At 60.4% G+C, this 21,344-nt stretch carries 25 protein-coding genes; 13 read left to right on the top strand and 12 right to left on the bottom strand.

Going from position 1 to position 21,344, the window contains the following annotated elements; genetic code table 11:
* Window positions 1–69 precede the first annotated feature (69 nt).
* Window positions 70–1,326 carry an NADP-dependent isocitrate dehydrogenase gene (gene icd / locus HU731_RS04380; protein WP_186609208.1) on the top strand — a complete coding sequence of 419 codons (1,257 nt, stop codon included), beginning with the start codon at window positions 70–72 and terminating at the stop codon, window positions 1,324–1,326.
* A gap of 60 nt (window positions 1,327–1,386) precedes the next feature.
* Here the strand turns inward: icd and cspD are convergent, their stop codons facing one another.
* Window positions 1,387–1,656, bottom strand: coding sequence for a cold shock domain-containing protein CspD (gene cspD, locus HU731_RS04375; protein ID WP_275970810.1), 270 nt, complete (start codon window positions 1,654–1,656; stop codon window positions 1,387–1,389).
* A gap of 219 nt (window positions 1,657–1,875) precedes the next feature.
* On the opposite strand from cspD, the gene clpS reads away from it, so the two are divergent.
* The 5 genes from clpS to HU731_RS04350 are packed head-to-tail and all read left to right on the top strand — an operon-like array spanning window position 1,876 to window position 5,204.
* Window positions 1,876–2,244, top strand: coding sequence for an ATP-dependent Clp protease adapter ClpS (clpS, locus tag HU731_RS04370; protein WP_005789091.1), 369 nt, complete (start codon window positions 1,876–1,878; stop codon window positions 2,242–2,244).
* Between the two features lie 29 nt (window positions 2,245–2,273).
* On the top strand, window positions 2,274–4,544 hold the full coding sequence (gene clpA, locus HU731_RS04365; protein WP_003192090.1) for an ATP-dependent Clp protease ATP-binding subunit ClpA: 2,271 nt from the start codon (window positions 2,274–2,276) through the stop codon (window positions 4,542–4,544).
* Window positions 4,545–4,569: 25 nt separating this feature from the next.
* On the top strand, window positions 4,570–4,770 hold the full coding sequence (locus HU731_RS04360; RefSeq protein WP_186609214.1) for a hypothetical protein: 201 nt from the start codon (window positions 4,570–4,572) through the stop codon (window positions 4,768–4,770).
* A 16-nt stretch (window positions 4,771–4,786) separates the two neighbouring features.
* Window positions 4,787–4,987: a hypothetical protein gene (locus HU731_RS04355; RefSeq protein WP_217894842.1), complete on the top strand. Its 201-nt coding sequence runs from the start codon at window positions 4,787–4,789 to the stop codon at window positions 4,985–4,987.
* 16 nt (window positions 4,988–5,003) lie between these two features.
* Window positions 5,004–5,204 (top strand): hypothetical protein, encoded by a 201-nt coding sequence (locus tag HU731_RS04350; protein WP_217894841.1) that lies wholly within the window; start codon window positions 5,004–5,006, stop codon window positions 5,202–5,204.
* Between the two features lie 178 nt (window positions 5,205–5,382).
* Here HU731_RS04350 and infA read toward each other — a convergent pair whose 3' ends face one another.
* From infA to aat, 3 genes are all read right to left on the bottom strand, one after another.
* Complete coding sequence (infA, locus tag HU731_RS04345) at window positions 5,383–5,601, bottom strand: translation initiation factor IF-1 (protein WP_002553999.1); 219 nt, start codon at window positions 5,599–5,601, stop codon at window positions 5,383–5,385.
* Window positions 5,602–5,701: 100 nt separating this feature from the next.
* On the bottom strand, window positions 5,702–6,409 hold the full coding sequence (locus tag HU731_RS04340; RefSeq protein WP_186607983.1) for an arginyltransferase: 708 nt from the start codon (window positions 6,407–6,409) through the stop codon (window positions 5,702–5,704).
* 56 nt (window positions 6,410–6,465) lie between these two features.
* Entirely contained in the window at window positions 6,466–7,146 is a 681-nt protein-coding gene (aat, locus tag HU731_RS04335; protein WP_094774532.1) for a leucyl/phenylalanyl-tRNA--protein transferase, read from the bottom strand.
* 476 nt (window positions 7,147–7,622) lie between these two features.
* On the opposite strand from aat, the gene ftsK reads away from it, so the two are divergent.
* Genes ftsK through cysG form a run of 6 tightly spaced genes read left to right on the top strand, consistent with a single transcriptional unit; the run spans window position 7,623 to window position 15,124 of the window.
* Window positions 7,623–10,031: a DNA translocase FtsK gene (gene ftsK / locus HU731_RS04330; RefSeq protein WP_186607984.1), complete on the top strand. Its 2,409-nt coding sequence runs from the start codon at window positions 7,623–7,625 to the stop codon at window positions 10,029–10,031.
* A gap of 54 nt (window positions 10,032–10,085) precedes the next feature.
* Window positions 10,086–10,709: an outer membrane lipoprotein periplasmic chaperone LolA gene (lolA, locus tag HU731_RS04325; protein ID WP_003174700.1), complete on the top strand. Its 624-nt coding sequence runs from the start codon at window positions 10,086–10,088 to the stop codon at window positions 10,707–10,709.
* Between the two features lie 27 nt (window positions 10,710–10,736).
* A complete protein-coding gene (locus HU731_RS04320) occupies window positions 10,737–12,062 on the top strand; it encodes a replication-associated recombination protein A (RefSeq protein ID WP_056783688.1) in 1,326 nt (441 codons plus the stop codon).
* The gene (gene crcB, locus HU731_RS04315; RefSeq protein ID WP_003192080.1) at window positions 12,059–12,433 is read left to right on the top strand and encodes a fluoride efflux transporter CrcB; all 375 of its coding nucleotides are present in this window, start codon (window positions 12,059–12,061) and stop codon (window positions 12,431–12,433) included. The genes HU731_RS04320 and crcB overlap by 4 nt, the downstream gene beginning before the upstream one ends.
* Window positions 12,434–12,448: 15 nt before the next feature.
* A complete protein-coding gene (gene serS / locus HU731_RS04310; protein ID WP_186607985.1) occupies window positions 12,449–13,729 on the top strand; it encodes a serine--tRNA ligase in 1,281 nt (426 codons plus the stop codon).
* Window positions 13,730–15,124: a siroheme synthase CysG gene (cysG, locus tag HU731_RS04305; RefSeq protein WP_138761652.1), complete on the top strand. Its 1,395-nt coding sequence runs from the start codon at window positions 13,730–13,732 to the stop codon at window positions 15,122–15,124.
* Window positions 15,125–15,252: 128 nt separating this feature from the next.
* On the opposite strand, the gene HU731_RS04300 is transcribed toward cysG, so the two are convergent.
* The 6 genes from HU731_RS04300 to tusD form a co-directional block, all read right to left on the bottom strand.
* Window positions 15,253–16,248: a glutathione S-transferase family protein gene (locus HU731_RS04300; RefSeq protein ID WP_186607986.1), complete on the bottom strand. Its 996-nt coding sequence runs from the start codon at window positions 16,246–16,248 to the stop codon at window positions 15,253–15,255.
* Between the two features lie 88 nt (window positions 16,249–16,336).
* On the bottom strand, window positions 16,337–17,338 hold the full coding sequence (locus HU731_RS04295; RefSeq protein WP_186607987.1) for a glycosyl transferase family protein: 1,002 nt from the start codon (window positions 17,336–17,338) through the stop codon (window positions 16,337–16,339).
* Entirely contained in the window at window positions 17,335–17,670 is a 336-nt protein-coding gene (locus HU731_RS04290) for a TusE/DsrC/DsvC family sulfur relay protein (protein WP_014718893.1), read from the bottom strand. The genes HU731_RS04295 and HU731_RS04290 overlap by 4 nt, the downstream gene beginning before the upstream one ends.
* Entirely contained in the window at window positions 17,667–17,945 is a 279-nt protein-coding gene (tusB, locus tag HU731_RS04285) for a sulfurtransferase complex subunit TusB (RefSeq protein WP_014718892.1), read from the bottom strand. The genes HU731_RS04290 and tusB overlap by 4 nt, the downstream gene beginning before the upstream one ends.
* Complete coding sequence (gene tusC / locus HU731_RS04280) at window positions 17,945–18,295, bottom strand: sulfurtransferase complex subunit TusC (RefSeq protein ID WP_186607988.1); 351 nt, start codon at window positions 18,293–18,295, stop codon at window positions 17,945–17,947. The genes tusB and tusC overlap by 1 nt, the downstream gene beginning before the upstream one ends.
* A 1-nt stretch (window position 18,296) precedes the next feature.
* Window positions 18,297–18,689 (bottom strand): sulfurtransferase complex subunit TusD, encoded by a 393-nt coding sequence (gene tusD / locus HU731_RS04275; protein WP_186607989.1) that lies wholly within the window; start codon window positions 18,687–18,689, stop codon window positions 18,297–18,299.
* 157 nt (window positions 18,690–18,846) lie between these two features.
* Between tusD and HU731_RS04270 the strand changes: the two genes are divergently transcribed.
* A complete protein-coding gene (locus tag HU731_RS04270) occupies window positions 18,847–20,022 on the top strand; it encodes a CaiB/BaiF CoA transferase family protein (protein WP_186607990.1) in 1,176 nt (391 codons plus the stop codon).
* A 40-nt stretch (window positions 20,023–20,062) separates the two neighbouring features.
* Here the strand turns inward: HU731_RS04270 and HU731_RS04265 are convergent, their stop codons facing one another.
* Window positions 20,063–20,557: a SprT family zinc-dependent metalloprotease gene (locus tag HU731_RS04265; protein WP_032897884.1), complete on the bottom strand. Its 495-nt coding sequence runs from the start codon at window positions 20,555–20,557 to the stop codon at window positions 20,063–20,065.
* Window positions 20,558–20,685: 128 nt separating this feature from the next.
* Complete coding sequence (locus HU731_RS04260; RefSeq protein ID WP_003192065.1) at window positions 20,686–21,288, bottom strand: Yip1 family protein; 603 nt, start codon at window positions 21,286–21,288, stop codon at window positions 20,686–20,688.
* Between the last annotated feature and the right edge of the window lie 56 nt (window positions 21,289–21,344).

Here is a 21,344-nt window from a genome sequence, read left to right as displayed (position 1 = left end):
TTTCAGTCGCCATTTATCTGGAGTAGGCTCGAACGCAGCCAGATGTTCAATCCATAGATGGAGTTCAGCATGGGATACAAGAAGATTCAGGTTCCGGCAGTCGGCGACAAAATCACCGTCAATGCAGACCATTCTCTCAATGTTCCTGACCAACCGATCATCCCTTACATCGAAGGTGACGGTATTGGCGTCGACATCAGCCCGGTGATGATCAAGGTGGTCGACGCCGCTGTTGAAAAGGCTTACGGCGGCAAGCGCAAAATCTCCTGGATGGAGGTGTACGCTGGCGAAAAGGCCACGCAAGTCTACGACCAGGATACGTGGCTGCCCCAGGAAACCCTGGATGCGGTCAAGGATTACGTGGTGTCCATCAAAGGTCCGCTGACCACACCGGTGGGTGGCGGCATCCGCTCGCTGAACGTGGCGCTGCGCCAGCAACTCGACCTGTACGTGTGCCTGCGCCCGGTGCGCTGGTTCGAAGGTGTGCCCAGCCCGGTGAAAAAGCCTGGTGACGTGGACATGACCATCTTCCGTGAGAACTCCGAGGATATTTACGCGGGCATCGAGTGGAAGGCCGGTTCGCCGGAAGCGATCAAGGTGATCAAATTCCTCAAGGAAGAAATGGGCGTTACCAAGATCCGTTTCGACCAGGATTGCGGGATTGGCGTCAAGCCGGTCTCCAAAGAGGGCACCAAACGCCTGGCGCGCAAGGCTCTGCAGTATGTGGTGGATAACGACCGCGATTCGCTGACCATCGTGCATAAAGGCAACATCATGAAGTTCACCGAAGGGGCCTTCAAGGAGTGGGCCTACGAGGTAGCGGCTGAAGAGTTCGGCGCGACCCTGCTCGACGGCGGGCCGTGGATGCAGTTCAAGAACCCCAAGACCGGCAAGAATGTGGTGGTCAAGGATGCCATTGCCGACGCCATGCTCCAGCAGATCCTGCTGCGCCCGGCTGAATATGACGTGATTGCGACCCTCAACCTCAATGGTGATTACCTGTCCGATGCCTTGGCGGCGGAAGTGGGCGGTATTGGTATTGCACCGGGGGCCAACCTGTCGGACACCGTGGCTATGTTCGAAGCCACCCACGGTACTGCGCCTAAATATGCGGGCAAGGATCAGGTCAACCCTGGGTCATTGATCCTGTCGGCGGAAATGATGCTGCGGCATATGGGCTGGGTCGAGGCGGCTGACTTGATCATCAAGGGCACCAATGGCGCGATTTCGGCCAAGACCGTGACCTATGATTTCGAGCGTCTGATGGAAGGCGCTACGTTGGTGTCGTCGTCGGGCTTTGGTGATGCGTTGATCAAACATATGTAAACAGGCAGAGAAAACCGGCCGCCCTGATGATTCGGGGCGGCCGGTTTGCTTTATGGCTGGTCAGGCTTGTTGCTTTTCTGATTCTTCAACCTTTGTCTCTTTCGCACCCTCCGCAGTGGCAGGCGCATCAACAATATTTACGGCATGCATGCCTTTTGGCCCTTGAATGATTTCAAAGTTGACACGCTGACCCGCTTTCAGCGTTTTGTAGCCTTCCATCTTGATCACTGAGAAATGCGCAAAAAGGTCCTCAGTCTTGCCGTCTTCAATGACGAAGCCGAAACCCTTGGCATTATTGAACCATTTGACCTTACCACTAGCCATTCCCATATCCCTCTGCACCAGACTCCATCACTGGAGTATCATCCTGTCTATCCGTCCTAACCCGAATAAATAAGGTTGACTGCGCGGACCTTTTTTACCCACTGTGGGCTCTATTTGTTGTAACACCGTTTCGCCGATAGTCAAGGCGACCAAGCGGTCAGAGTTGAAATTCTGACAGGTCGCCCCCACCACTGTAATTGAACCACTGACGAACCTTTCTTTCCCATGCATGCAAACAGCCAGATTCGACTAACATTCAATCAGGATCGCCCGGATCAGGAACATGACGACGACGGTTCTGCAGGCATTGCTGTTCAGGAGGCGAAGCCTGCTTTACAGGCGCCGCCGATGTACAAGGTGGTTTTGTTTAATGATGACTACACACCGATGGATTTCGTCGTCGAAGTGCTCGAGGTGTTTTTCAACCTGAACCGCGAGTTGGCGACCAAGGTAATGCTGGCCGTTCACACAGAAGGACGGGCAGTATGTGGAGTGTTTACCCGCGACATCGCCGAGACAAAGGCCATGCAGGTCAACCAGTACGCCAGGGAAAGCCAGCATCCGCTACTCTGTGAAATCGAGAAGGACGGTTAACGCCGACCACTTGGGTATGAGGTGAAGCTATGTTAAACCGCGAGCTCGAAGTCACCCTCAATCTTGCCTTCAAGGAGGCTCGTTCGAAGCGTCATGAATTCATGACCGTCGAACACCTTTTGCTGGCACTTTTGGATAACGAAGCTGCCGCCACCGTTCTGCGTGCGTGCGGCGCCAACCTCGATAAGCTCAAGCATGATCTGCAGGAGTTTATCGACTCCACCACGCCACTGATCCCCGTGCATGACGAGGACCGCGAAACCCAGCCAACCCTGGGGTTCCAGCGGGTATTGCAGCGTGCTGTGTTCCACGTACAGAGCTCCGGTAAGCGTGAAGTCACGGGCGCGAACGTGCTGGTGGCGATTTTCAGCGAACAGGAAAGCCAGGCCGTGTTCCTGCTCAAGCAGCAGAGCGTTGCCCGTATTGATGTGGTCAATTACATCGCCCACGGTATCTCTAAAGTGCCTGGGCACGGGGATCATTCCGAGGGCGAGCAGGATATGCAGGACGAGGAGGGCGGTGAGTCTTCTTCTTCCAGCAACCCGCTGGATGCCTATGCCAGCAACCTCAATGAAATGGCGCGCCAGGGGCGGATCGACCCGCTGGTGGGACGTGAGCATGAGGTTGAACGTGTAGCGCAGATCCTGGCGCGTCGTCGCAAGAACAACCCGTTGCTGGTGGGCGAGGCGGGCGTTGGTAAAACCGCGATTGCCGAGGGCCTGGCCAAGCGCATTGTCGACAACCAGGTACCAGACCTGCTGGCCAGCAGTGTCGTCTACTCTCTTGACCTGGGCGCGTTGCTCGCCGGGACCAAGTACCGTGGCGACTTCGAGAAGCGCTTCAAGGCGTTGCTCGGCGAGCTGAAAAAACGCCCGCAGGCCATCCTGTTCATCGACGAGATCCACACCATCATTGGCGCCGGTGCGGCTTCCGGTGGGGTGATGGACGCCTCCAACCTGCTCAAGCCATTGCTGTCTTCGGGTGATATCCGCTGCATTGGTTCGACCACGTTCCAGGAATTTCGCGGCATCTTCGAAAAAGACCGCGCCCTGGCGCGTCGCTTCCAGAAAGTCGACGTGTCCGAGCCGTCGGTTGAAGACACCATCGGCATCCTGCGCGGGCTCAAGGGGCGTTTTGAAGCGCACCATGGCATCGAGTACACCGATGAGGCCCTGCGTGCGGCGGCTGAGCTGGCGTCGCGCTACATCAACGACCGCCACATGCCAGACAAAGCCATCGATGTGATCGACGAGGCGGGTGCCTACCAGCGCCTGCAGCCGGTCGAGAAGCGCGTGAAGCGCATCGACGTGCCTCAGGTCGAGGATATCGTGGCCAAGATCGCGCGGATTCCGCCAAAACACGTCACCAGTTCCGACAAGGAGCTGCTGCGTAACTTGGAGCGCGACCTCAAGCTCACTGTGTTTGGCCAGGATGCGGCCATCGACTCGCTGTCCACGGCGATCAAGTTGTCCCGTGCGGGCCTCAAGTCGCCGGACAAGCCAGTCGGTTCGTTCCTGTTCGCAGGCCCGACCGGCGTCGGCAAGACCGAGGCGGCTCGCCAGTTGGCCAAGGCCATGGGCATCGAGCTGGTCCGTTTCGACATGTCCGAGTACATGGAGCGCCACACGGTGTCGCGCTTGATCGGTGCGCCTCCGGGCTATGTCGGCTTCGACCAGGGCGGCCTGTTGACCGAGGCGATCACCAAGCAGCCGCATTGCGTATTGCTGCTCGACGAAATCGAAAAGGCGCACCCGGAAGTCTTTAACCTGCTGTTGCAGGTCATGGACCACGGCACCCTGACCGACAACAACGGGCGCAAGGCAGACTTTCGCAACGTGATCGTGATCATGACCACCAACGCCGGTGCTGAAACCGCGGCGCGGGCTTCGATCGGCTTTACGCATCAGGATCACTCTTCCGATGCCATGGAAGTGATCAAGAAGAGCTTCACGCCGGAGTTCCGCAACCGCCTGGACACCATTATCCAGTTTGGTCGCCTCAGCCATGAGGTCATCAAAAGCGTGGTGGACAAGTTCCTCACCGAGCTTCAAGCGCAGCTGGAAGACAAGCGCGTGCAGCTGGATGTGACGGAAGCGGCCCGCAGTTGGATCGCAGAGGGCGGCTACGATGCGGCAATGGGCGCTCGCCCAATGGCGCGTCTGATCCAGGACAAGATCAAGCGGCCATTGGCCGAAGAGATCCTGTTCGGCGAACTCTCCGACCATGGCGGCGTGGTGCACATCGACCTGAAGGATGGCGAGCTGACCTTCGAGTTCGAGACCACGGCGGAAATGGCCTGATAGCGGTAAACCTGTAGGAGCGAGCTTGCTCGCGAAGATCGTCAACGATAACGCATGCTGTCTGATTCGCCGCGTTGTCCTTGGGTTCTTCGCGAGCAAGCTCGCTCCTACAGTTGTTTTTGCAGTCCCTATAAATCCTGCACACACAAAAACGCCCGGCATAACCGGGCGTTTTGTATTCTCCGAGCATGGCGGCATGGTGCACATCGACCTGCAGGAAGGGTAAATCTGTAGGAGCGAGCTTGCTCGCGAAGATCGTCAACGATAACGCATGCTGTCTGATTCGCCGCGTTGTCCTTGGGTTCTTCGCGAGCAAGCTCGCTCCTACAGTTGTTTTTGCAGTCCCTATAAATCGTGCGCACACAAAAACGCCCGGCATAACCGGGCGTTTTGTATTCTCCGAGCATGGCGGCATGGTGCACATCGACCTGCAGGAAGGGTAAATCTGTAGGAGCGAGCTTGCTCGCGAAGATCGTCAACGATAACGCATGCTGTCTGATTCGCCGCGTTGTCCTTGGGTTCTTCGCGAGCAAGCTCGCTCCTACAGTTGTTTTTGCAGTCCCTATAAATCCTGCGCACACAAAAACGCCCGAAATAACCGGGCGTTTTGTATTCTTCGAGCATGGCGGCATGGTGCACATCGACCTGCAGGAAGGGTAAATCTGTAGGAGCGAGCTTGCTCGCGAAGATCGTCAACGATAACGCATGCTGTCTGATTCGCCGCGTTGTCCTTGGGTTCTTCGCGAGCAAGCTCGCTCCTACAGTTGTTTTTGCAGTCCCTATAAATCCTGCGCACACAAAAACGCCCGGCATAACCGGGCGTTTTGTATTGACTTGCTTAGCGAGCGCGGTAAGTGATGCGCCCTTTGCTCAAGTCATAGGGCGTCAGCTCGACGCGCACTTTGTCACCGGTAAGAATACGAATGTAGTTCTTGCGCATCTTGCCGGAGATATGCGCGGTTACGACGTGCCCATTTTCCAACTCCACACGAAACATGGTGTTGGGCAGGGTGTCGACGACAGTGCCTTCCATTTCGAAGCTGTCTTCTTTCGACATGCAGTAAAGCCCTCGGTATCCAGTGAATGGCCCGGTGCAACTGCGCCAGGCAAAAGCGGCGTGCATTGTGCCCGAAAAAGGGTGTTCAAGCCAAGGGGTTCTAGTTAAGCGTGACCCATCTTTGATTAATCAGCAGCTCAATGGGCCGATATTGGGTCTTGTAGTTCATCTTTTTGCAGTTCTTGATCCAGTATCCGAGGTACACCGCTTCCAGTTCCTGGCGCAGCGCTTCGCCTATTTGCCACAGGATGGCAAAGCGCCCGAGGCTGCGGCGCTCTTCGGTCGGCTCATAGAAGGTGTACACCGCCGAGAGGCCGTTGGGCAGCAGGTCGGTCACCGCCACGGCCAACAGGCGGCCGTCGAGGCGGAACTCGTAGAAGCGCGAAAAGGGCAGGTCACGCACCAGGAACGTGGAAAACTGGTCGCGGCTGGGCGGAAACATATCGCCGTCGGCGTGACGCTGTTCGATATAGCGTTGGTAAAGATCGAAATACTCTTCGCTGTATTGGGGTTTGGTGGCGTGTACGGTCAGGTCGGCGTTGCGCTTGAGAATGCGTTTCTGGTTACGGTCGGGCGAAAACTGCGTCACCGGGATACGCGCAGGCACGCACGCATTGCAGTTCTGGCAATGGGGGCGGTACAGGTGGTCGCCGCTGCGCCGAAAGCCCATCTCGGACAGGTCGGCATACACGTGCACGTCCATGGGCTGGCTGGGATCGAGGAACAGCGTGGTGGCCTGCTCGTCGGGCAGATAGCTGCATGAGTGGGCTTGAGTGGCATAGAACTTCAAGCGCGCCAGCTCGGTCATGATCAACCCTCGGGATAAGCTTTGAAATAAGTGTAAGCCACGTGCGCGAAAGTCGCCTAGGAAACCCACGGCCCAGCGTTGGGCTGGTCCAGATGTTTGTGCAGGAAGTCGGCGAAGACGCTGCGCGGTATGCCGCGGGCACCCAGGCTGTGCAGGTGATCGTTGGGCATCTGGCAGTCGATCAGCGCAAACCCCCAGGCTTGCAGTTGCCGGGTCAACGTGGCGAAACCGAACTTGGAGGCGTTGTCGGCGCGGCTGAACATGGACTCGCCAAAAAACAGCTGGCCCATCGCCAGGCCGTAAAGGCCGCCCACCAGTTCGCCCTGGTCCCAGACCTCGACGGAATGCGCGTAGCCGCGTTGGTGCAGCTCCAGGTAGGCCTGCTGGATGCCTTCGGTGATCCAGGTGCCATCGGCGTAGGCGCGGGGCGCGGCGCAGGCCTGGATGACGGCGGCGAAGTCCTGGTCGAAGGTCACGGTATAGCGCTGCTGGCGCAATAATTTGCCCAGGCTGCGGGAAACATGCAGCTCGTCGGGGAAAATCACCGTGCGCGGGTCGGGTGACCACCAGAGGATAGGCTGGCCTTCGGAGAACCAGGGGAAGCAGCCATGGCGGTAGGCCTGGATCAGTCGTTCGGCCGACAGGTCGCCACCGGCGGCGAGCAGGCCGTTGGGTTCGCGCATGGCCTTGGCCAAGGGTGGGAATGTCAGGGTGTCGCGTTGCAACCAGGTCAGCATGGCATCCAGGCTTACGGTAGGGGAGGGGAGTGGCAGGTCATTCGCCTGCGCCGCAAGTGTTGATTATTGACGACCCGGCGCCACGGGGCCAGCCCGAATAGGCTATTGGACAGGATTAGCATAAGCGGGTGTTTCTGCAACTCTGCACACAGGGTGTGGTCGTAATCGGGTCTGGCGCAGGCCGGCCTTTTGCCAAGCTTGCCTGGATTGCTAAATACAGCTCATAAGCCTTTGTCAGCAAAGGCAATGCATGCTCAAATTGTGCGTGCAGTCAGGTGAGCGGCAAGTGTGTGGCATCGCGCACGCAAACCCGTACAATGCGGCCATTGTGGCGTTATCGCCATTTCACCTATCCGTCACCGGGTGTTAAAAGTAGATTCAGCAACATTCGTTCATTTTTCAGCTGCTCCGGATAGAGCAGTCGTGTGTAGTCATTCAACAGATGGACGCGCTAAAGGCGCAGGAATAGACCCGTTTTGAAGAAATCCGCCGCAGCACCTAAAGCAGCAGTCGTACCGGCCTGGCGCCAGCACCTGCATTACCGACTCAAGGAAGGCGCACTGATTGCCATCGGTGCGCTGTGCCTGTTCCTGATGATGGCCTTGCTGACCTATGGCAAGGACGATCCGGGCTGGAGCCATAACAGCAAGATCAATGACGTGCAGAATTTCGGCGGCCCTGTAGGTTCCTACAGCGCCGATATCCTCTTCATGATCCTGGGTTACTTTGCCTACATTTTCCCGCTGTTGCTGGCGATCAAGACCTGGCAGATCTTCCGCCAGCGTCACGAGCCGTGGCAGTGGAGCGGCTGGCTGTTCTCCTGGCGCCTGATCGGCCTGGTGTTTCTGGTGCTGTCGGGCGCTGCGCTGGCGCATATCCACTTCCATGCGCCGACCGGTCTGCCGGCGGGCGCGGGCGGGGCCCTGGGTGAAAGCCTTGGCGACTTGGCGCGCAGGACCCTGAATATCCAGGGCAGCACCCTGATGTTCATCGCGCTGTTCCTGTTCGGCCTCACGGTATTCACCGACCTGTCATGGTTCAAGGTGATGGATGTGACCGGCAAGATCACCCTCGACCTGTTCGAATTGTTCCAGGGTGCCGCCAACCGCTGGTGGGCCGCCCGTGTCGAGCGCAAGCAAATGGTGGCGCAGCTGCGTGAGGTCGACACCCGTGTCAACGAGGTGGTGGCCCCAAGCACGCCGGATCGACGCGAGCAAGCCAAGGTCAAGGAGCGTTTGATCGAGCGCGAGCAGGCCCTGAGCAAGCACATGTCGGACCGTGAAAAGCAGGTGCCGCCGGTGATCGCCCCGGCTCCGCCCAAGGCGCCGGAGCCCAGCCATCGCGTGCAAAAAGAGAAACAGGCACCGCTGTTTATCGACAGCGCCGTCGAAGGCACCTTGCCGCCGATCTCGATTCTGGACCCGGCCGAAAAGAAACAACTCAACTATTCCCCGGAATCCCTGGCGGCCGTCGGCCACCTGCTGGAAATCAAGCTCAAGGAGTTCGGCGTCGAAGTGTCGGTGGACTCGATCCATCCGGGCCCGGTGATTACCCGTTACGAAATCCAACCGGCCGCCGGGGTAAAAGTCAGCCGCATTTCCAACCTGGCCAAAGACTTGGCGCGTTCCCTGGCCGTGACCAGCGTGCGCGTGGTGGAAGTGATCCCGGGCAAGACCACCGTGGGTATCGAGATCCCCAACGAAGACCGGCAGATCGTGCGCTTCTCCGAAGTGCTGTCGACCCCGGAATACGACAACTTCAAATCGCCGGTCACCCTGGCGCTCGGCCATGACATCGGCGGCAAGCCGGTGATCACCGATCTGGCGAAAATGCCTCACTTGCTCGTGGCCGGTACCACCGGTTCCGGTAAGTCGGTGGGTGTGAACGCCATGATCCTGTCGATCCTGTTCAAGTCCGGGCCGGATGACGCCAAGCTGATCATGATCGACCCGAAGATGTTGGAACTGTCGATCTACGAAGGCATCCCGCATCTGCTGTGCCCGGTGGTCACCGACATGAAGGACGCCGCCAACGCCCTGCGCTGGAGCGTTGCCGAGATGGAGCGCCGCTACAAGCTGATGGCGAAGATGGGCGTGCGTAACCTGTCGGGCTTCAACGCCAAGGTCAAGGAAGCCCAGGACGCCGGCACGCCGCTGACCGACCCGCTGTACAAGCGCGAAAGCATTCACGATGAAGCGCCGTTGCTGACCAAGCTGCCGACCATCGTGGTGGTGGTCGATGAATTTGCCGACATGATGATGATCGTCGGCAAGAAGGTTGAAGAACTGATCGCCCGTATCGCCCAGAAGGCGCGGGCGGCGGGTATCCACTTGATTCTCGCGACCCAGCGGCCGTCGGTGGACGTGATCACCGGTCTGATCAAGGCCAACATCCCGACGCGCATGGCGTTCCAGGTCTCCAGCAAGATCGACTCGCGCACCATCATCGACCAGGGTGGCGCCGAGCAACTGTTGGGCCACGGTGACATGCTCTACATGCCGCCGGGCACCAGCCTGCCGATTCGCGTTCACGGTGCCTTTGTTTCCGATGACGAAGTCCACCGCGTGGTCGAAGCCTGGAAACTGCGCGGCGCGCCAGAATATAACGACGACATTCTCGCTGGCGTGGAAGAGGCTGGCAGCGGCTTTGACGGTGGCAGCAGCGGTGGCGACGATGATGCTGAAACCGACGCGCTCTACGACGAAGCCGTGGCCTTCGTACTGGAAAGCCGCCGGGCCTCGATTTCGGCAGTGCAGCGCAAGCTGAAAATCGGCTACAACCGTGCCGCCCGCATGATCGAAGCCATGGAAATGGCCGGCGTCGTGACCGCAATGAACACCAATGGCTCGCGTGAAGTCATCGCCCCCGGGCAGATGCGCGACTGATTCCGCGCCGCGTGGCAACACGCGGCGTGCCCTGACTACTCAATGAGGACTCCCATGCGCTTTATCCGCATGCTGTTGTTGCCAGCCCTGGCCCTGACCGCTGTTTCGGCTCACGCTGACCCGGCTTCCGTCGCCAGCCTGAAGAACCTGTTGGACAAATCCCAGACCCTCACCGCGCGCTTCTCCCAGCTGACCCTGGATGCCGGCGGCACCCAGTTGCAGGAAACCGCCGGTGAAATGGCCGTGCAGCGCCCAGGGCTGTTCTACTGGCATACCGAAGGCAAGGCGGAGCAGACCATCGTTTCCGACGGTCAGAAAGTCACGCTGTGGGACCCGGACCTGGAACAGGCCACCATCAAGAAGCTCGACCCACGTCTGAACCAGACCCCGGCACTGCTGCTGTCGGGCGATGTGTCGAAAATCAATGACAGCTTCGACATCACCTCCAAGCAGACCAGCAACGTCATCGAATTCACCCTCAAGCCAAAATCCAAGGACACGTTGTTTGACACGCTGTCCCTGTCGTTCGGCAACGGCGTGATCAACAACATGCGCCTGGTCGACAGCGTCGGCCAACGCACCGATATCCTGTTCTCCGGTGTCAAGGCCAACCAGCCGGTGCCCGCGTCCAAGTTCAAGTTCGACATCCCCAAGGGTGCCGACGTGATCCAGGAATAAACTGCCCAGAGGTTTCAAACGCTGCCCATGGATCTGTTTCGAAGTGACCCGATTGCCCAGCCGTTGGCCGCGCGCTTGCGTTCGACCAACCTGGATGAGTACGTCGGTCAGGAACACCTGCTCGCTCGCGGCAAGCCCTTGCGCGAAGCCCTGGAGCAGGGTGCGCTGCATTCGATGATTTTCTGGGGCCCGCCGGGCGTGGGCAAGACCACCCTGGCGCGGTTGCTGGCGAAAGTCTCGGATGCGCACTTTGAAACGGTCTCGGCGGTGCTCGCCGGGGTCAAGGAGATTCGCCAGGCGGTGGAAGTCGCCAAGCAGCAGGCCGGGCAATACGGCAAGCGCACTATCCTGTTCGTCGACGAAGTGCATCGCTTCAACAAGTCACAGCAGGATGCGTTCCTGCCCTATGTCGAGGACGGTACGCTGATATTTATCGGCGCCACCACCGAAAACCCGTCCTTTGAATTGAACAACGCCTTGTTGTCACGGGCGCGGGTCTATGTGCTCAAGAGCCTGGATGAAGCGGCGATGCGCAAGCTGCTGCACCGTGCCTTGAGTGAAGACAAGGGCCTGGGCAAGCGTCAATTGAGCCTCAGCGATGAAGGCTTCAAGATTTTACTGACCGCCGCTGATGGCGACGGGCGGCGCTTTCTCAACCTGCTGGAGAACGCCTCCGACCTGGCCGAAGACGGCGGCGAGATTGGCGTCGATCTGTTGCAAAGCCTGCTGGGTGACACACGCCGGCGTTTCGACAAGGGCGGAGAAGCCTTCTACGACCAGATTTCCGCGCTGCACAAATCCGTACGCGGTTCCAACCCTGACGGCGCGCTGTACTGGTTTGCGCGCATGATCGACGGCGGTTGCGACCCGCTGTACCTGGCGCGCCGTGTGGTGCGCATGGCCAGCGAAGACATCGGCAATGCCGACCCGCGCGCCCTGAGCCTGTGCCTGGCCGCCTGGGAAGTGCAGGAGCGCCTCGGCAGCCCGGAAGGTGAGTTGGCGGTGGCTCAGGCCATCACTTACCTGGCCTGCGCGCCGAAAAGCAACGCGGTGTACATGGGCTTCAAGTCGGCCCTGCGTGCGGCCGCCGAGCACGGCTCCCTCGAAGTGCCGCTGCACCTGCGCAACGCGCCGACCAAGCTGATGAAACAGCTGGGGTATGGCGACGAATACCGTTATGCCCACGATGAGCCGGACGCCTACGCGGCCGGCGAAGACTACTTCCCGGATGAGCTGGCGCCGCAGCCGTTCTACCAGCCGGTGCCCCGTGGCCTGGAGCTGAAGATCGGTGAGAAGCTCAATCATCTGGCCACCCTCGACCGCCTGAGCCCTCGGCAGCGGAGAAAATCATGATTCCTTTGGTGGTCGCGGTTTCGGCGGGAGGTATCGCCGGTACACTGCTGCGCTTTGCTACGGGCAATTGGATCAACGCCAATTGGCCGAAACACTTCTATACGGCGACGCTCGCCGTTAATATCGTGGGCTGCCTGTTGATCGGCGTGTTATACGGCCTGTTTTTGCTACGCCCGGAAGTGCCTGTCGAGGTACGTGCCGGCTTGATGGTTGGCTTTCTTGGCGGCCTGACGACTTTTTCATCCTTTTCACTGGATACCGTGCGCCTGCTGGAAAGCGGGCAAGTGCCGCTGGCGATTGGCTATGCGGCCATCAGCGTATTCGGCGGGCTGCTCGCCACCTGGGCTGGCCTGTCCTTGACCAAACTTTGATAACGAGAGACCGACATGCTCGATTCCAAACTGTTACGTAGCAACCTTCAGGACGTAGCGGACCGCCTGGCATCCCGTGGCTTTGCCTTGGATGTTGCGCGCATCGAAGCGCTGGAAGAACAGCGCAAGACCGTCCAGACCCGCACCGAAGCACTGCAGGCTGAACGTAATGCGCGCTCCAAGTCCATCGGCCAGGCCAAGCAGCGCGGCGAAGACATCGCGCCGTTGATGGCGGATGTCGAGCGCATGGGCACTGAGCTGTCCGACGGCAAAGTCGAGCTGGAAGGCATTCAGACCCAGTTGGATTCGATCCTGCTGGGCATTCCGAACCTGCCCCACGAATCCGTGCCGGTCGGCGAAGACGAAGACGGCAACGTTGAAGTGCGCCGCTGGGGCACGCCCAAAGCCTTCGATTTCGAGATCAAGGACCACGTCGCCCTGGGCGAATTGACCGGTGGCCTGGATTTTGAAACCGCGGCAAAAATGTCCGGCGCACGCTTTGCCTTGCTGCGCGGCCCGATTGCGCGCATGCACCGTGCCTTGGCGCAGTTCATGATCAACCTGCACACCGGCGAACACGGTTACGAAGAAGCCTACACCCCGTACCTGGTTCAGGCGCCGGCGTTGATGGGCACCAGCCAGCTGCCGAAATTCGAGGAAGACCTGTTCAAGATCAGCCGCGACGGCGAAGCCGACCTGTACCTGATCCCGACGGCCGAAGTGTCGCTGACCAATATCGTCGCCGGCGAAATCCTCGACGCCAAGCAACTGCCGTTGAAGCTGGTTGCCCACAGCCCGTGCTTCCGTAGCGAAGCCGGCGCGTCGGGTCGAGACACCCGTGGCATGATCCGCCAGCATCAGTTCGACAAGGTTGAAATGGTCCAGGTAGTAGAGCCGTCGACCTCCATGGAGGCCCTGGAAGGCCTGACTGCCAACGCCGAGCGCGTGCTGCAGTTGCTGGAGCTGCCTTACCGCGTACTGGCCCTGTGCACGGGCGACATGGGCTTCAGCGCCGTGAAAACCTACGACCTGGAAGTGTGGGTGCCGAGCCAGGACAAGTACCGCGAGATTTCGTCGTGCTCCAACTGCGGTGACTTCCAGGCCCGTCGCATGCAGGCGCGTTTCCGCAACCCGGAAACCGGCAAGCCGGAGCTGGTGCACACCCTCAACGGTTCGGGCCTGGCCGTAGGCCGTACCCTGGTGGCCGTGCTGGAAAACTACCAGCAGGCGGACGGTTCGATCCGTGTACCTGAGGTGCTCAAGCCGTACATGGCGGGCGTTGAGGTCATCCGCTAAATGGAATTTCTGCCGCTGTTTCATAACCTGCGCGGCAGTCGTGTGTTGGTCGTCGGTGGCGGGGAGATTGCCTTGCGCAAATCCCGGCTGCTGGCCGACGCCGGCGCGGTGTTGCGGGTGGTTGCTCCCCAGATCGAAAGCCAGCTGCGTGAGCTGGTGCTGGGCAGTGGCGGGGAACTGATGTTGCGCGGTTATCAGGAGGCCGACCTGGACGGTTGCACCCTGATTATCGCGGCTACCGACGATGAGCCACTGAATGCGCAAGTGTCCAGTGATGCCAAGCGTCGCTGCGTGCCGGTCAATGTGGTGGACGCGCCAGCGTTGTGCAGCGTGATCTTCCCGGCGATTGTCGACCGTTCACCCTTGGTGATTGCCGTCTCCAGTGGCGGTGACGCGCCGGTACTGGCACGGCTGATCCGCGCCAAGCTGGAAACCTGGATTCCCTCCACCTACGGTCAATTGGCTGGGCTGGCCGCGCGTTTTCGGGCTCAGGTCAAAGGTTTGTACCCGGATGTGCAGCAGCGCCGGGCGTTCTGGGAAGAAGTGTTCCAGGGCCCGATTGCCGACCGCCAGTTGGCCGGGCAGGGCGATGAGGCCGAGCGCCTGTTGATCGAAAAGGTCAATGGCGCGCCGCCTTACGCGCCCGGCGAGGTGTACTTGGTGGGCGCGGGCCCAGGCGACCCGGATTTGCTGACCTTCCGCGCATTGCGCCTGATGCAGCAAGCCGACGTGGTGCTGTACGACCGTTTGGTGGCGCCGGCAATTTTGGAACTGTGCCGTCGGGATGCCGAGCGCGTGTACGTCGGCAAGCGTCGTGCTGATCACGCGGTGCCCCAGGACCAGATCAACCAGCAACTGGTCGACCTGGCCAAGCAAGGCAAGCGCGTGCTGCGCCTTAAAGGTGGCGACCCGTTCATCTTTGGCCGTGGTGGCGAAGAGATCGAGGAACTGGCGGCCCACGGCATCCCGTTCCAGGTGGTGCCGGGCATCACCGCAGCCAGCGGTTGCGCGGCCTATGCCGGGATTCCGCTGACTCATCGCGACTATGCCCAATCGGTGCGCTTCATTACCGGGCACTTGAAGAACGGTACCTCGGACTTGCCTTGGCAGGACCTGGTCGGCCCCTCGCAGACCCTGGTGTTCTACATGGGCCTGATTGGCTTGCCGATCATTTGCGAGCAGTTGATCAAGCACGGGCGCGCGTCGGATACCCCAGCGGCGCTGATCCAGCAGGGCACCACGTCCAACCAGCGCGTGTTCACCGGCACCCTGGCCGACTTGCCGCGCATGGTGGCGGAGCATGAAGTGCATGCGCCGACACTGGTGATCGTGGGTGAGGTGGTGGTACTGCGTGAGAAGCTCAAGTGGTTCGAGGGCGCCCAGTCCCAAGTCTGAACGCCTGACCCACTGTAGGAGCGAGCTTGCTCGCGAAAAACTCAAAGACGCCAAGGGCTACCTGATAGCGCTGCGTTATCGTTGGCGTTCTTCGCGAGCAAGCTCGCTCCTACAGGCGGCGGTTTACGTCAGCTCCACACACCGTTGCCGGGCAATGTAGGGCGATCATGCTTTGTATCAAACCCCTGCAACGGCCCCTTCGGCACAATTCCCGTCGGGTTGATCGTGCGATGGCTGGCATAGTAATGCCCCTTGATATGCTCGAAATCCACCGTCTCGGCCACCCCCGGCCACTGGTACATCTCCCTTAGCCAGTTCGACAAATTCGCATAGTCGGCAATCCGCCGCAGGTTGCATTTGAAGTGGCTGTAATACACCGCATCAAAACGAATCAGCGTGGTGAACAGGCGCACATCGGCTTCGGTCAGGTACTCGCCGGCCAGATAGCGATGGCTGCCCAGGTGCTGTTCAAGATGATCCAGCTCGGCAAACACATCATCAAACGCACTTTCATACGCCTGTTGTGAGGTGGCGAAGCCTGCGCGGTACACACCGTTGTTCACGGCGGGGTAGATGCGTTCGTTGAGGGCGTCGATGGTCGGGCGCAGGGCTTGGGGGTAGAAATCCAGGGTGTTGCCGGTCAGTTCATTGAACGCGCTGTTGAACATGCGGATGATCTCCGCCGATTCATTGCTGACGATGCGCTTGAGCTGTTTGTCCCACAGCACCGGCACGGTGACGCGCCCGGTGTAGTCGGCGGTATCGGCGGTGTAGCGCTGGTGCATGAAGTTGAAACCGTCCAGTTTGTCGCCGCTGGAGCCGTGGGCCTTGTCGAAGGTCCAGCCGTTTTCCAGCATCAGCCAGCTGACCACCGAGACGTCGATCAGGCCTTCCAGGCCCTTGAGCTTGCGCAGGATCAAGGTGCGATGCGCCCACGGGCAGGCGAGGGACACATAGAGGTGATAGCGACCGGCCTCGGCCTTGAAGCCGCCTTCGCCACTCGGGCCTGGCGCGCCGTCGGCGGTCACCCAGTTGCGGCGTTGTGCCTGTTCCCGTTGGAAAGCGCCGTCTGCGCTACTTTCGTACCACTGGTCCTTCCATTGTCCTTCGATCAATAAACCCATGACTGGCTCCTTGGCTGATAAGCGTTGGAGCCCAGTCTAAAGGGATGAGTTCGAACTAAAAGCGCAAAGAACCGGCGTGAATGATCGATTAAATCGATTTATCCCGTGCGTCCCAGTATTGCTGGGCCAATTCGAACGCCTGTTGCCGTGGGTGGCCAAGGCCGCGCAGGGCCAACGCCATGGTGGCGATCAGCGCCAGTTGCGGGTAGCTGTCTTCAACGTCGCCGCGCCACAGCGCTTTGAGGTGCTCGGGCTCAAGCGTGGCTGGCTTGACGTGGCGCTGGTCGGAGAGGGCGGGCCACTCTTCGTCCCAGCTCTGGCCGCCGGTGCTGCCATACAAATGACTGAGGGTGTCGGGGTTGATCTCGATCTCACCGCCGTCGCCCTTGACCACAATCACGTTGTCACCCAGCAGGCCGCTGGCATCGCGATGCACGCCCTGGTAACCGGGGTGGAAAATGCTTTGCAGGCCACAGCGCGCATTCAGCGGGTTGAGCAGGCGCGCCAGGGAATGGATAGGCGAGCGCAGGCCCAGGGTGTTGCGCAGGTCGATCATGCGTTGCAGCTGTGGCGCCCAATCACCCAAAGGGATAAACGCCAGGTTGCCGTGGGCAAAGGCGCTTTCGACCTGTTGCCAATCGCGGCACAGCGGGATGTTCAAGCTGTCCAGCAATTGCTCGCTGTACAAGCGCCCCGCGGTGTGGGCGCCGCCCCCGTGCATCAGGATGCGCACGCCGTTTTGTGCCAGGCATTTGGCTGCCAGCAGGAACCACGGCAGGTGGCGCTTTTTACCGGCGTAGGTCGGCCAGTCGATATCCACGTTCAACGCTGGTGCGTGCAGGCGCTCACGGACCGCTTCGGTGAAACCGGCGAGTTCTTCCGGGCTTTCTTCCTTGTGGCGCAGCAGCATCAGGAAGGCGCCGAGCTGGGTGTCCTCGACCTCTTCGTCGAGCAACATGCCCATGGCTTCCCGCGCTTCCTCACGGGTGAGGTTGCGCGCGCCGCGCTTGCCTTTGCCGAGGATGCGCACGAACTGCGCAAAGGGATGCTCTTGGGGCGTTACGAGAGTCAGGGGGGCAAAGTCGGTCATAAGCAATTCGTCGGCCTGGGCAGGCCCGCCAGCTTGGCGGCGAGTTTGGCGGGAGTGCCGTTGAACAGTTTGTTGAGGTGCAGGCTGTTGCCCTTTTCCGGGCCGAGCTTCAAGGCGGTGTACTTGATCAGCGGGCGCGTGGCGGGGGACAGCTGGAATTCGGTGTAGAACTGGCGCAGCAGGGTGAGGATTTCCCAGTGTGCCGGGGTCAGTTCCAAGGCTTCGGCAGCGGCCAGGGCATTCGCCACTTCATCGGACCAATCGTTGAGGTCGACGAGGTAGCCGTCCTTGTCCAGTTCCAGGGTGCGTGCGCCGACGGTCAGGGTGTTCATAGCCAGGTGTTGACCTTGTCGTAATCGATCGACAGTTGCACAAAGCCTGGGTAATCGACGCTGTCAGCCCAGTCGGGCAGCGGCAGGTTGCGCGCCTGCATGTCTTCGGCCAGCACAAACACCTTCACGCCTTTGGTTTGCAGGGCGGGCGTGTGCAGGCCGTAGGCTCCGTCACCACACAGCAGGATGGCGTCCTCGGTGCCACAGATGCGCAGGCAACTGTCGAGGCGGCTGTCGGTAAACGGGGAATGAGACACCACATGTAGAGTCGACATCAGAGGGTAATCACCTGGTCGTAACGGTCAATCAGTTGGGAAATGGCTTGGCTGTCCAGCGACTGCGCGTTGGCGGGTGGCGGCAGCCCGCGTGCGGACAGGCTGTGGTCGCAGGCGAACACGTCATCAATGCCGAACAGGCCCAGGGCCTGCAGATTGGCACTCAGGTCTTTCTGTTGCACGGCTTTGGCGGCTTGGCACGGCGCCAGTTGGAACACACCGTCATCCAGGAACAGCAGGCCAATGGGCAGATCGAACGCGCCACCGGCCAGCACGATATCCAGCGCTTCCCGCGCACTCGGCCCGGACCACGGGGCCTGGCGGCTGATCACCAATAGGGATTTGGACATGTCACGGCCCTCCAAAACAGATCAGGCGGTCGGCGTCTTGGATCGCGTCATGCAGTTGGCCCAGGCCCGACAACGCCCAGGGTGCCTCCAGGTTGACCGCGCTGCGTTGATAACGCGCCGCTTCCTCGGCATTCAGCACACCCCGGCGCAGGGCGGCGGCGATGCACACCACGCCGTCGAGTTGGTGCTGGCTGACAAACTCGCGCCATTGGCGCGCAGTGTCTTGCTCATCCTGAGGCGCGACAATGTTGTTGGACGCGCTGTACACGCCGTCCTGGTAGAAAAACAGCCGCACAATCTCATGCCCGCCGGCCAGCGCTGCCTGGGCGAACAACAGGGCGCGGCGCGAGGAGGGCGCGTGGGTGGCGCTATACAGTGCAATCGCGAACTTCATGGAAGACTCTGCCAACAAACGTCGGCCAATGATAAAGCCGCCGCCGCGAAAAAGCCCGCCGTGATCAAAACGGTCACTGTGGTTGATCGTTCTGACGATTGCCGGCAGGCGCCCGGCTGCCTAGTCTGTAGGTATTCGCAGCCCAACTGGAGTCCCTATGTCAGGTCCCTTGGCGTCCCTTAAAGTGTTGGATTTTTCCACCTTGCTGCCCGGCCCGTTTGCCTCCTTGATGCTGGCGGACATGGGCGCCGAGGTGCTGCGTATCGAATCGCCCACGCGGATGGACCTGTTGCGGGTATTGCCGCCCCATGATCGTGGCACGTCGGCCAGCCACGCCTACCTCAACCGCAACAAGCGCAGCCTGGCCCTGGACCTCAAGCAGGCCGAGGCGATCGAGATCGTGCGTGAGTTGGTCAAGGGCTATGACATCCTGCTCGAACAGTTCCGCCCCGGCGTCATGGAGCGACTGGGGCTGGGCTATGAGGCGCTGAAGGCGATCAACCCGCGGCTGATCTATGTGTCGATCACCGGCTACGGCCAGACCGGCCCCTATAAGGACCGCGCCGGGCACGATATCAACTACCTGGCGCTGGCCGGCGTAGCCAGCCATACCGGGCGCCAGGACACCGGGCCGTTGCCCCTGGGCGTACAACTGGCGGATGTGGCGGGTGGTTCGCTGCACGCCGTGGTGGGTTTGCTGGCGGCGGTGATTGCCCGGCAGCAGAGCGGGGTGGGGCAATACCTGGATGTGAGCATGACCGACTGCTCATTCAGCCTGAACGCCATGGCTGGGGCCGGTTACCTGGCTTGCGGGGTCGAGCCTGGGTGGGAGAACCATGTGCTCAATGGCGGGAGTTTCTATGACTATTACCGCACGCGCGATGGGCGCTGGATGTCGGTGGGCAGTTTGGAGCCGGGGTTTATGCAGCAGCTGTGCGCGGCCCTGGGGCGGCCGGAATTGGCGGCACACAGTGTGACGCCCGAACGCCAGGCCGTGCTCAAGCAGGCGCTGCAGGTGGAGTTCGAGAAGCGCAGTTTTGACCAGTTATGTGAGTTGTTTGCCGGGGTGGATGCGTGTGTGGAGCCGGTGTTGAGTCTGAGTGAGGCGGTGGAGCATCCACAGTTGAAGGCGCGGGAGTTGGTCAGCCAGGTGCCCCGGGGGGATGGCTCGACACAAGCGCAATTGGCCTGCCCGCTGAAGTTCTCCGAGGGGTTACCAGCGCCCAGGCATATTGGGGTGGCGGTGGGGGCGCACAGTGATGAGGTGTTGGTGGCGTTGGGGTTCGGTGTTGAGCGGATAGAGCAATTGCGCCAGGCCAAGGTTGTGGGGTGACTGAAAGGGCGCTATCGCTGGCTTGCCTGCGATGAGGCCCTCATTCCACCCGAGTTTCCCCGGTAAACACCAGAGTCTGCCGACACCGCCGACACAAATACCGCCGCCCCTGGCCCACCAGCCCATGGCGCTGCGGTGAAAACGGAAAGTCACTGTCCGCACACGGGCAGCGGTAAATATAGCGAGTCACCTGCCGGCGCTTGACCTCATAGGTGTGGCAACGGTCGGGCGGCAGTTCGTAAACCCCGCGCATGATCAGCTGCCATTCCTCGCCATGGGGCTGGATACGCTCGCCAAACAACTGGTGGGCAATCAGGTGCGCCACTTCGTGGGCCACGGTCTGCTTGAGAAAGTGTTGGCTGTTTTCACGGTACAACTGAGGGTTGAAGCGCAGCAGGTTCTCGTGCAAATGCGCGACACCGGCTTTCTGGCCCCGCAGCTTGAGACTGACCTGGGGGCGTTTGAAGCTTCGTTTGAAAAAGGATTCGGCTTGCAGGAAACAATCTTCGACGCGGGTATTGAGTTGCTCGGGCATGCTGTACATATCTCCAGAGACGCCCAGTATGCCGCAAAGCTGGGGGTTTCCGAATCTGTCAGGCGCCGAATGGTCATGCATAACGCACAAAGCCACCTTGCGGTGGCCTTGCCTGCGGGTTTTTTCGGTCAACTGGTGTAGATCGGCCCGACGCCCAGGCCCCAGACGATCACGGTAAAGGCCATGATCGCCACCAGCACCACCAGGCCCACGGCCAATACCGAACTGGAAAACAGGAAACCTTCATCCGGGTCGATACTCATGAAGGTCGGCAGCCCCACATACAGCAGGTACACCGTGTAGCAGATCGCCGCCGTGCCCACGACCATGCCCAGCCACATATGCGGGTAGAGCGCCGCCAGCCCGCCGATAAACAAGGGCGTGGCGGTGTAGGTGGCAAACGCCACGCAGCGGGCCATGCTTGGGCTGGCGTCGTAGGTGCGAGCCATCCAGTGAATGAACGCGCCCATCACCGCCACGCCGCACAGCATGGCCGCGTAAGACATGAGAGTCATCCACAGCGCGCTTTCCTGGGTCAGCATGACCGGGGCGCGGTTGCCGATGACCCAGCCGACCTGGGTGGTGCCAATAAAGGCGGAAATGGCGGGGATCGCCGCGAGAATCAGGGTATGAGTGAGGTACATGTGGCCGATGCTTTCTTCTTTATCGCCACGGATTTCCCGCCATTCCTGGTCGGGATGGGTAAACAGCCCCACGACGTGATGGATCATGCCAGTCACTCCTGTCGTTATTACCATCGCCCCCCATCGGAGCGCCCACGGGCCAA

Origin of the sequence: Pseudomonas salmasensis, from assembly GCF_014268375.2 — a bacterium.
Classification (GTDB): Bacteria; Pseudomonadota; Gammaproteobacteria; order Pseudomonadales; family Pseudomonadaceae; genus Aquipseudomonas; species Aquipseudomonas salmasensis.
This window is presented reverse-complemented; position numbering and strand designations above follow the sequence as displayed.

Coding starts and splice junctions, on each gene's coding strand:
- icd (WP_186609208.1), top strand. CDS start 70: ATGGGATACAAGAAGATTCAGGTTCCGGCAGTCGGCGACAAAATCACC.
- cspD (WP_275970810.1), bottom strand. CDS start 1,656: ATGGGAATGGCTAGTGGTAAGGTCAAATGGTTCAATAATGCCAAGGGT.
- clpS (WP_005789091.1), top strand. CDS start 1,876: ATGCATGCAAACAGCCAGATTCGACTAACATTCAATCAGGATCGCCCG.
- clpA (WP_003192090.1), top strand. CDS start 2,274: ATGTTAAACCGCGAGCTCGAAGTCACCCTCAATCTTGCCTTCAAGGAG.
- infA (WP_002553999.1), bottom strand. CDS start 5,601: ATGTCGAAAGAAGACAGCTTCGAAATGGAAGGCACTGTCGTCGACACC.
- HU731_RS04340 (WP_186607983.1), bottom strand. CDS start 6,409: ATGACCGAGCTGGCGCGCTTGAAGTTCTATGCCACTCAAGCCCACTCA.
- aat (WP_094774532.1), bottom strand. CDS start 7,146: ATGCTGACCTGGTTGCAACGCGACACCCTGACATTCCCACCCTTGGCC.
- lolA (WP_003174700.1), top strand. CDS start 10,086: ATGCGCTTTATCCGCATGCTGTTGTTGCCAGCCCTGGCCCTGACCGCT.
- HU731_RS04320 (WP_056783688.1), top strand. CDS start 10,737: ATGGATCTGTTTCGAAGTGACCCGATTGCCCAGCCGTTGGCCGCGCGC.
- crcB (WP_003192080.1), top strand. CDS start 12,059: ATGATTCCTTTGGTGGTCGCGGTTTCGGCGGGAGGTATCGCCGGTACA.
- serS (WP_186607985.1), top strand. CDS start 12,449: ATGCTCGATTCCAAACTGTTACGTAGCAACCTTCAGGACGTAGCGGAC.
- cysG (WP_138761652.1), top strand. CDS start 13,730: ATGGAATTTCTGCCGCTGTTTCATAACCTGCGCGGCAGTCGTGTGTTG.
- HU731_RS04300 (WP_186607986.1), bottom strand. CDS start 16,248: ATGGGTTTATTGATCGAAGGACAATGGAAGGACCAGTGGTACGAAAGT.
- HU731_RS04295 (WP_186607987.1), bottom strand. CDS start 17,338: ATGACCGACTTTGCCCCCCTGACTCTCGTAACGCCCCAAGAGCATCCC.
- HU731_RS04290 (WP_014718893.1), bottom strand. CDS start 17,670: ATGAACACCCTGACCGTCGGCGCACGCACCCTGGAACTGGACAAGGAC.
- tusB (WP_014718892.1), bottom strand. CDS start 17,945: ATGTCGACTCTACATGTGGTGTCTCATTCCCCGTTTACCGACAGCCGC.
- tusC (WP_186607988.1), bottom strand. CDS start 18,295: ATGTCCAAATCCCTATTGGTGATCAGCCGCCAGGCCCCGTGGTCCGGG.
- tusD (WP_186607989.1), bottom strand. CDS start 18,689: ATGAAGTTCGCGATTGCACTGTATAGCGCCACCCACGCGCCCTCCTCG.
- HU731_RS04270 (WP_186607990.1), top strand. CDS start 18,847: ATGTCAGGTCCCTTGGCGTCCCTTAAAGTGTTGGATTTTTCCACCTTG.
- HU731_RS04265 (WP_032897884.1), bottom strand. CDS start 20,557: ATGCCCGAGCAACTCAATACCCGCGTCGAAGATTGTTTCCTGCAAGCC.
- HU731_RS04260 (WP_003192065.1), bottom strand. CDS start 21,288: ATGATCCATCACGTCGTGGGGCTGTTTACCCATCCCGACCAGGAATGG.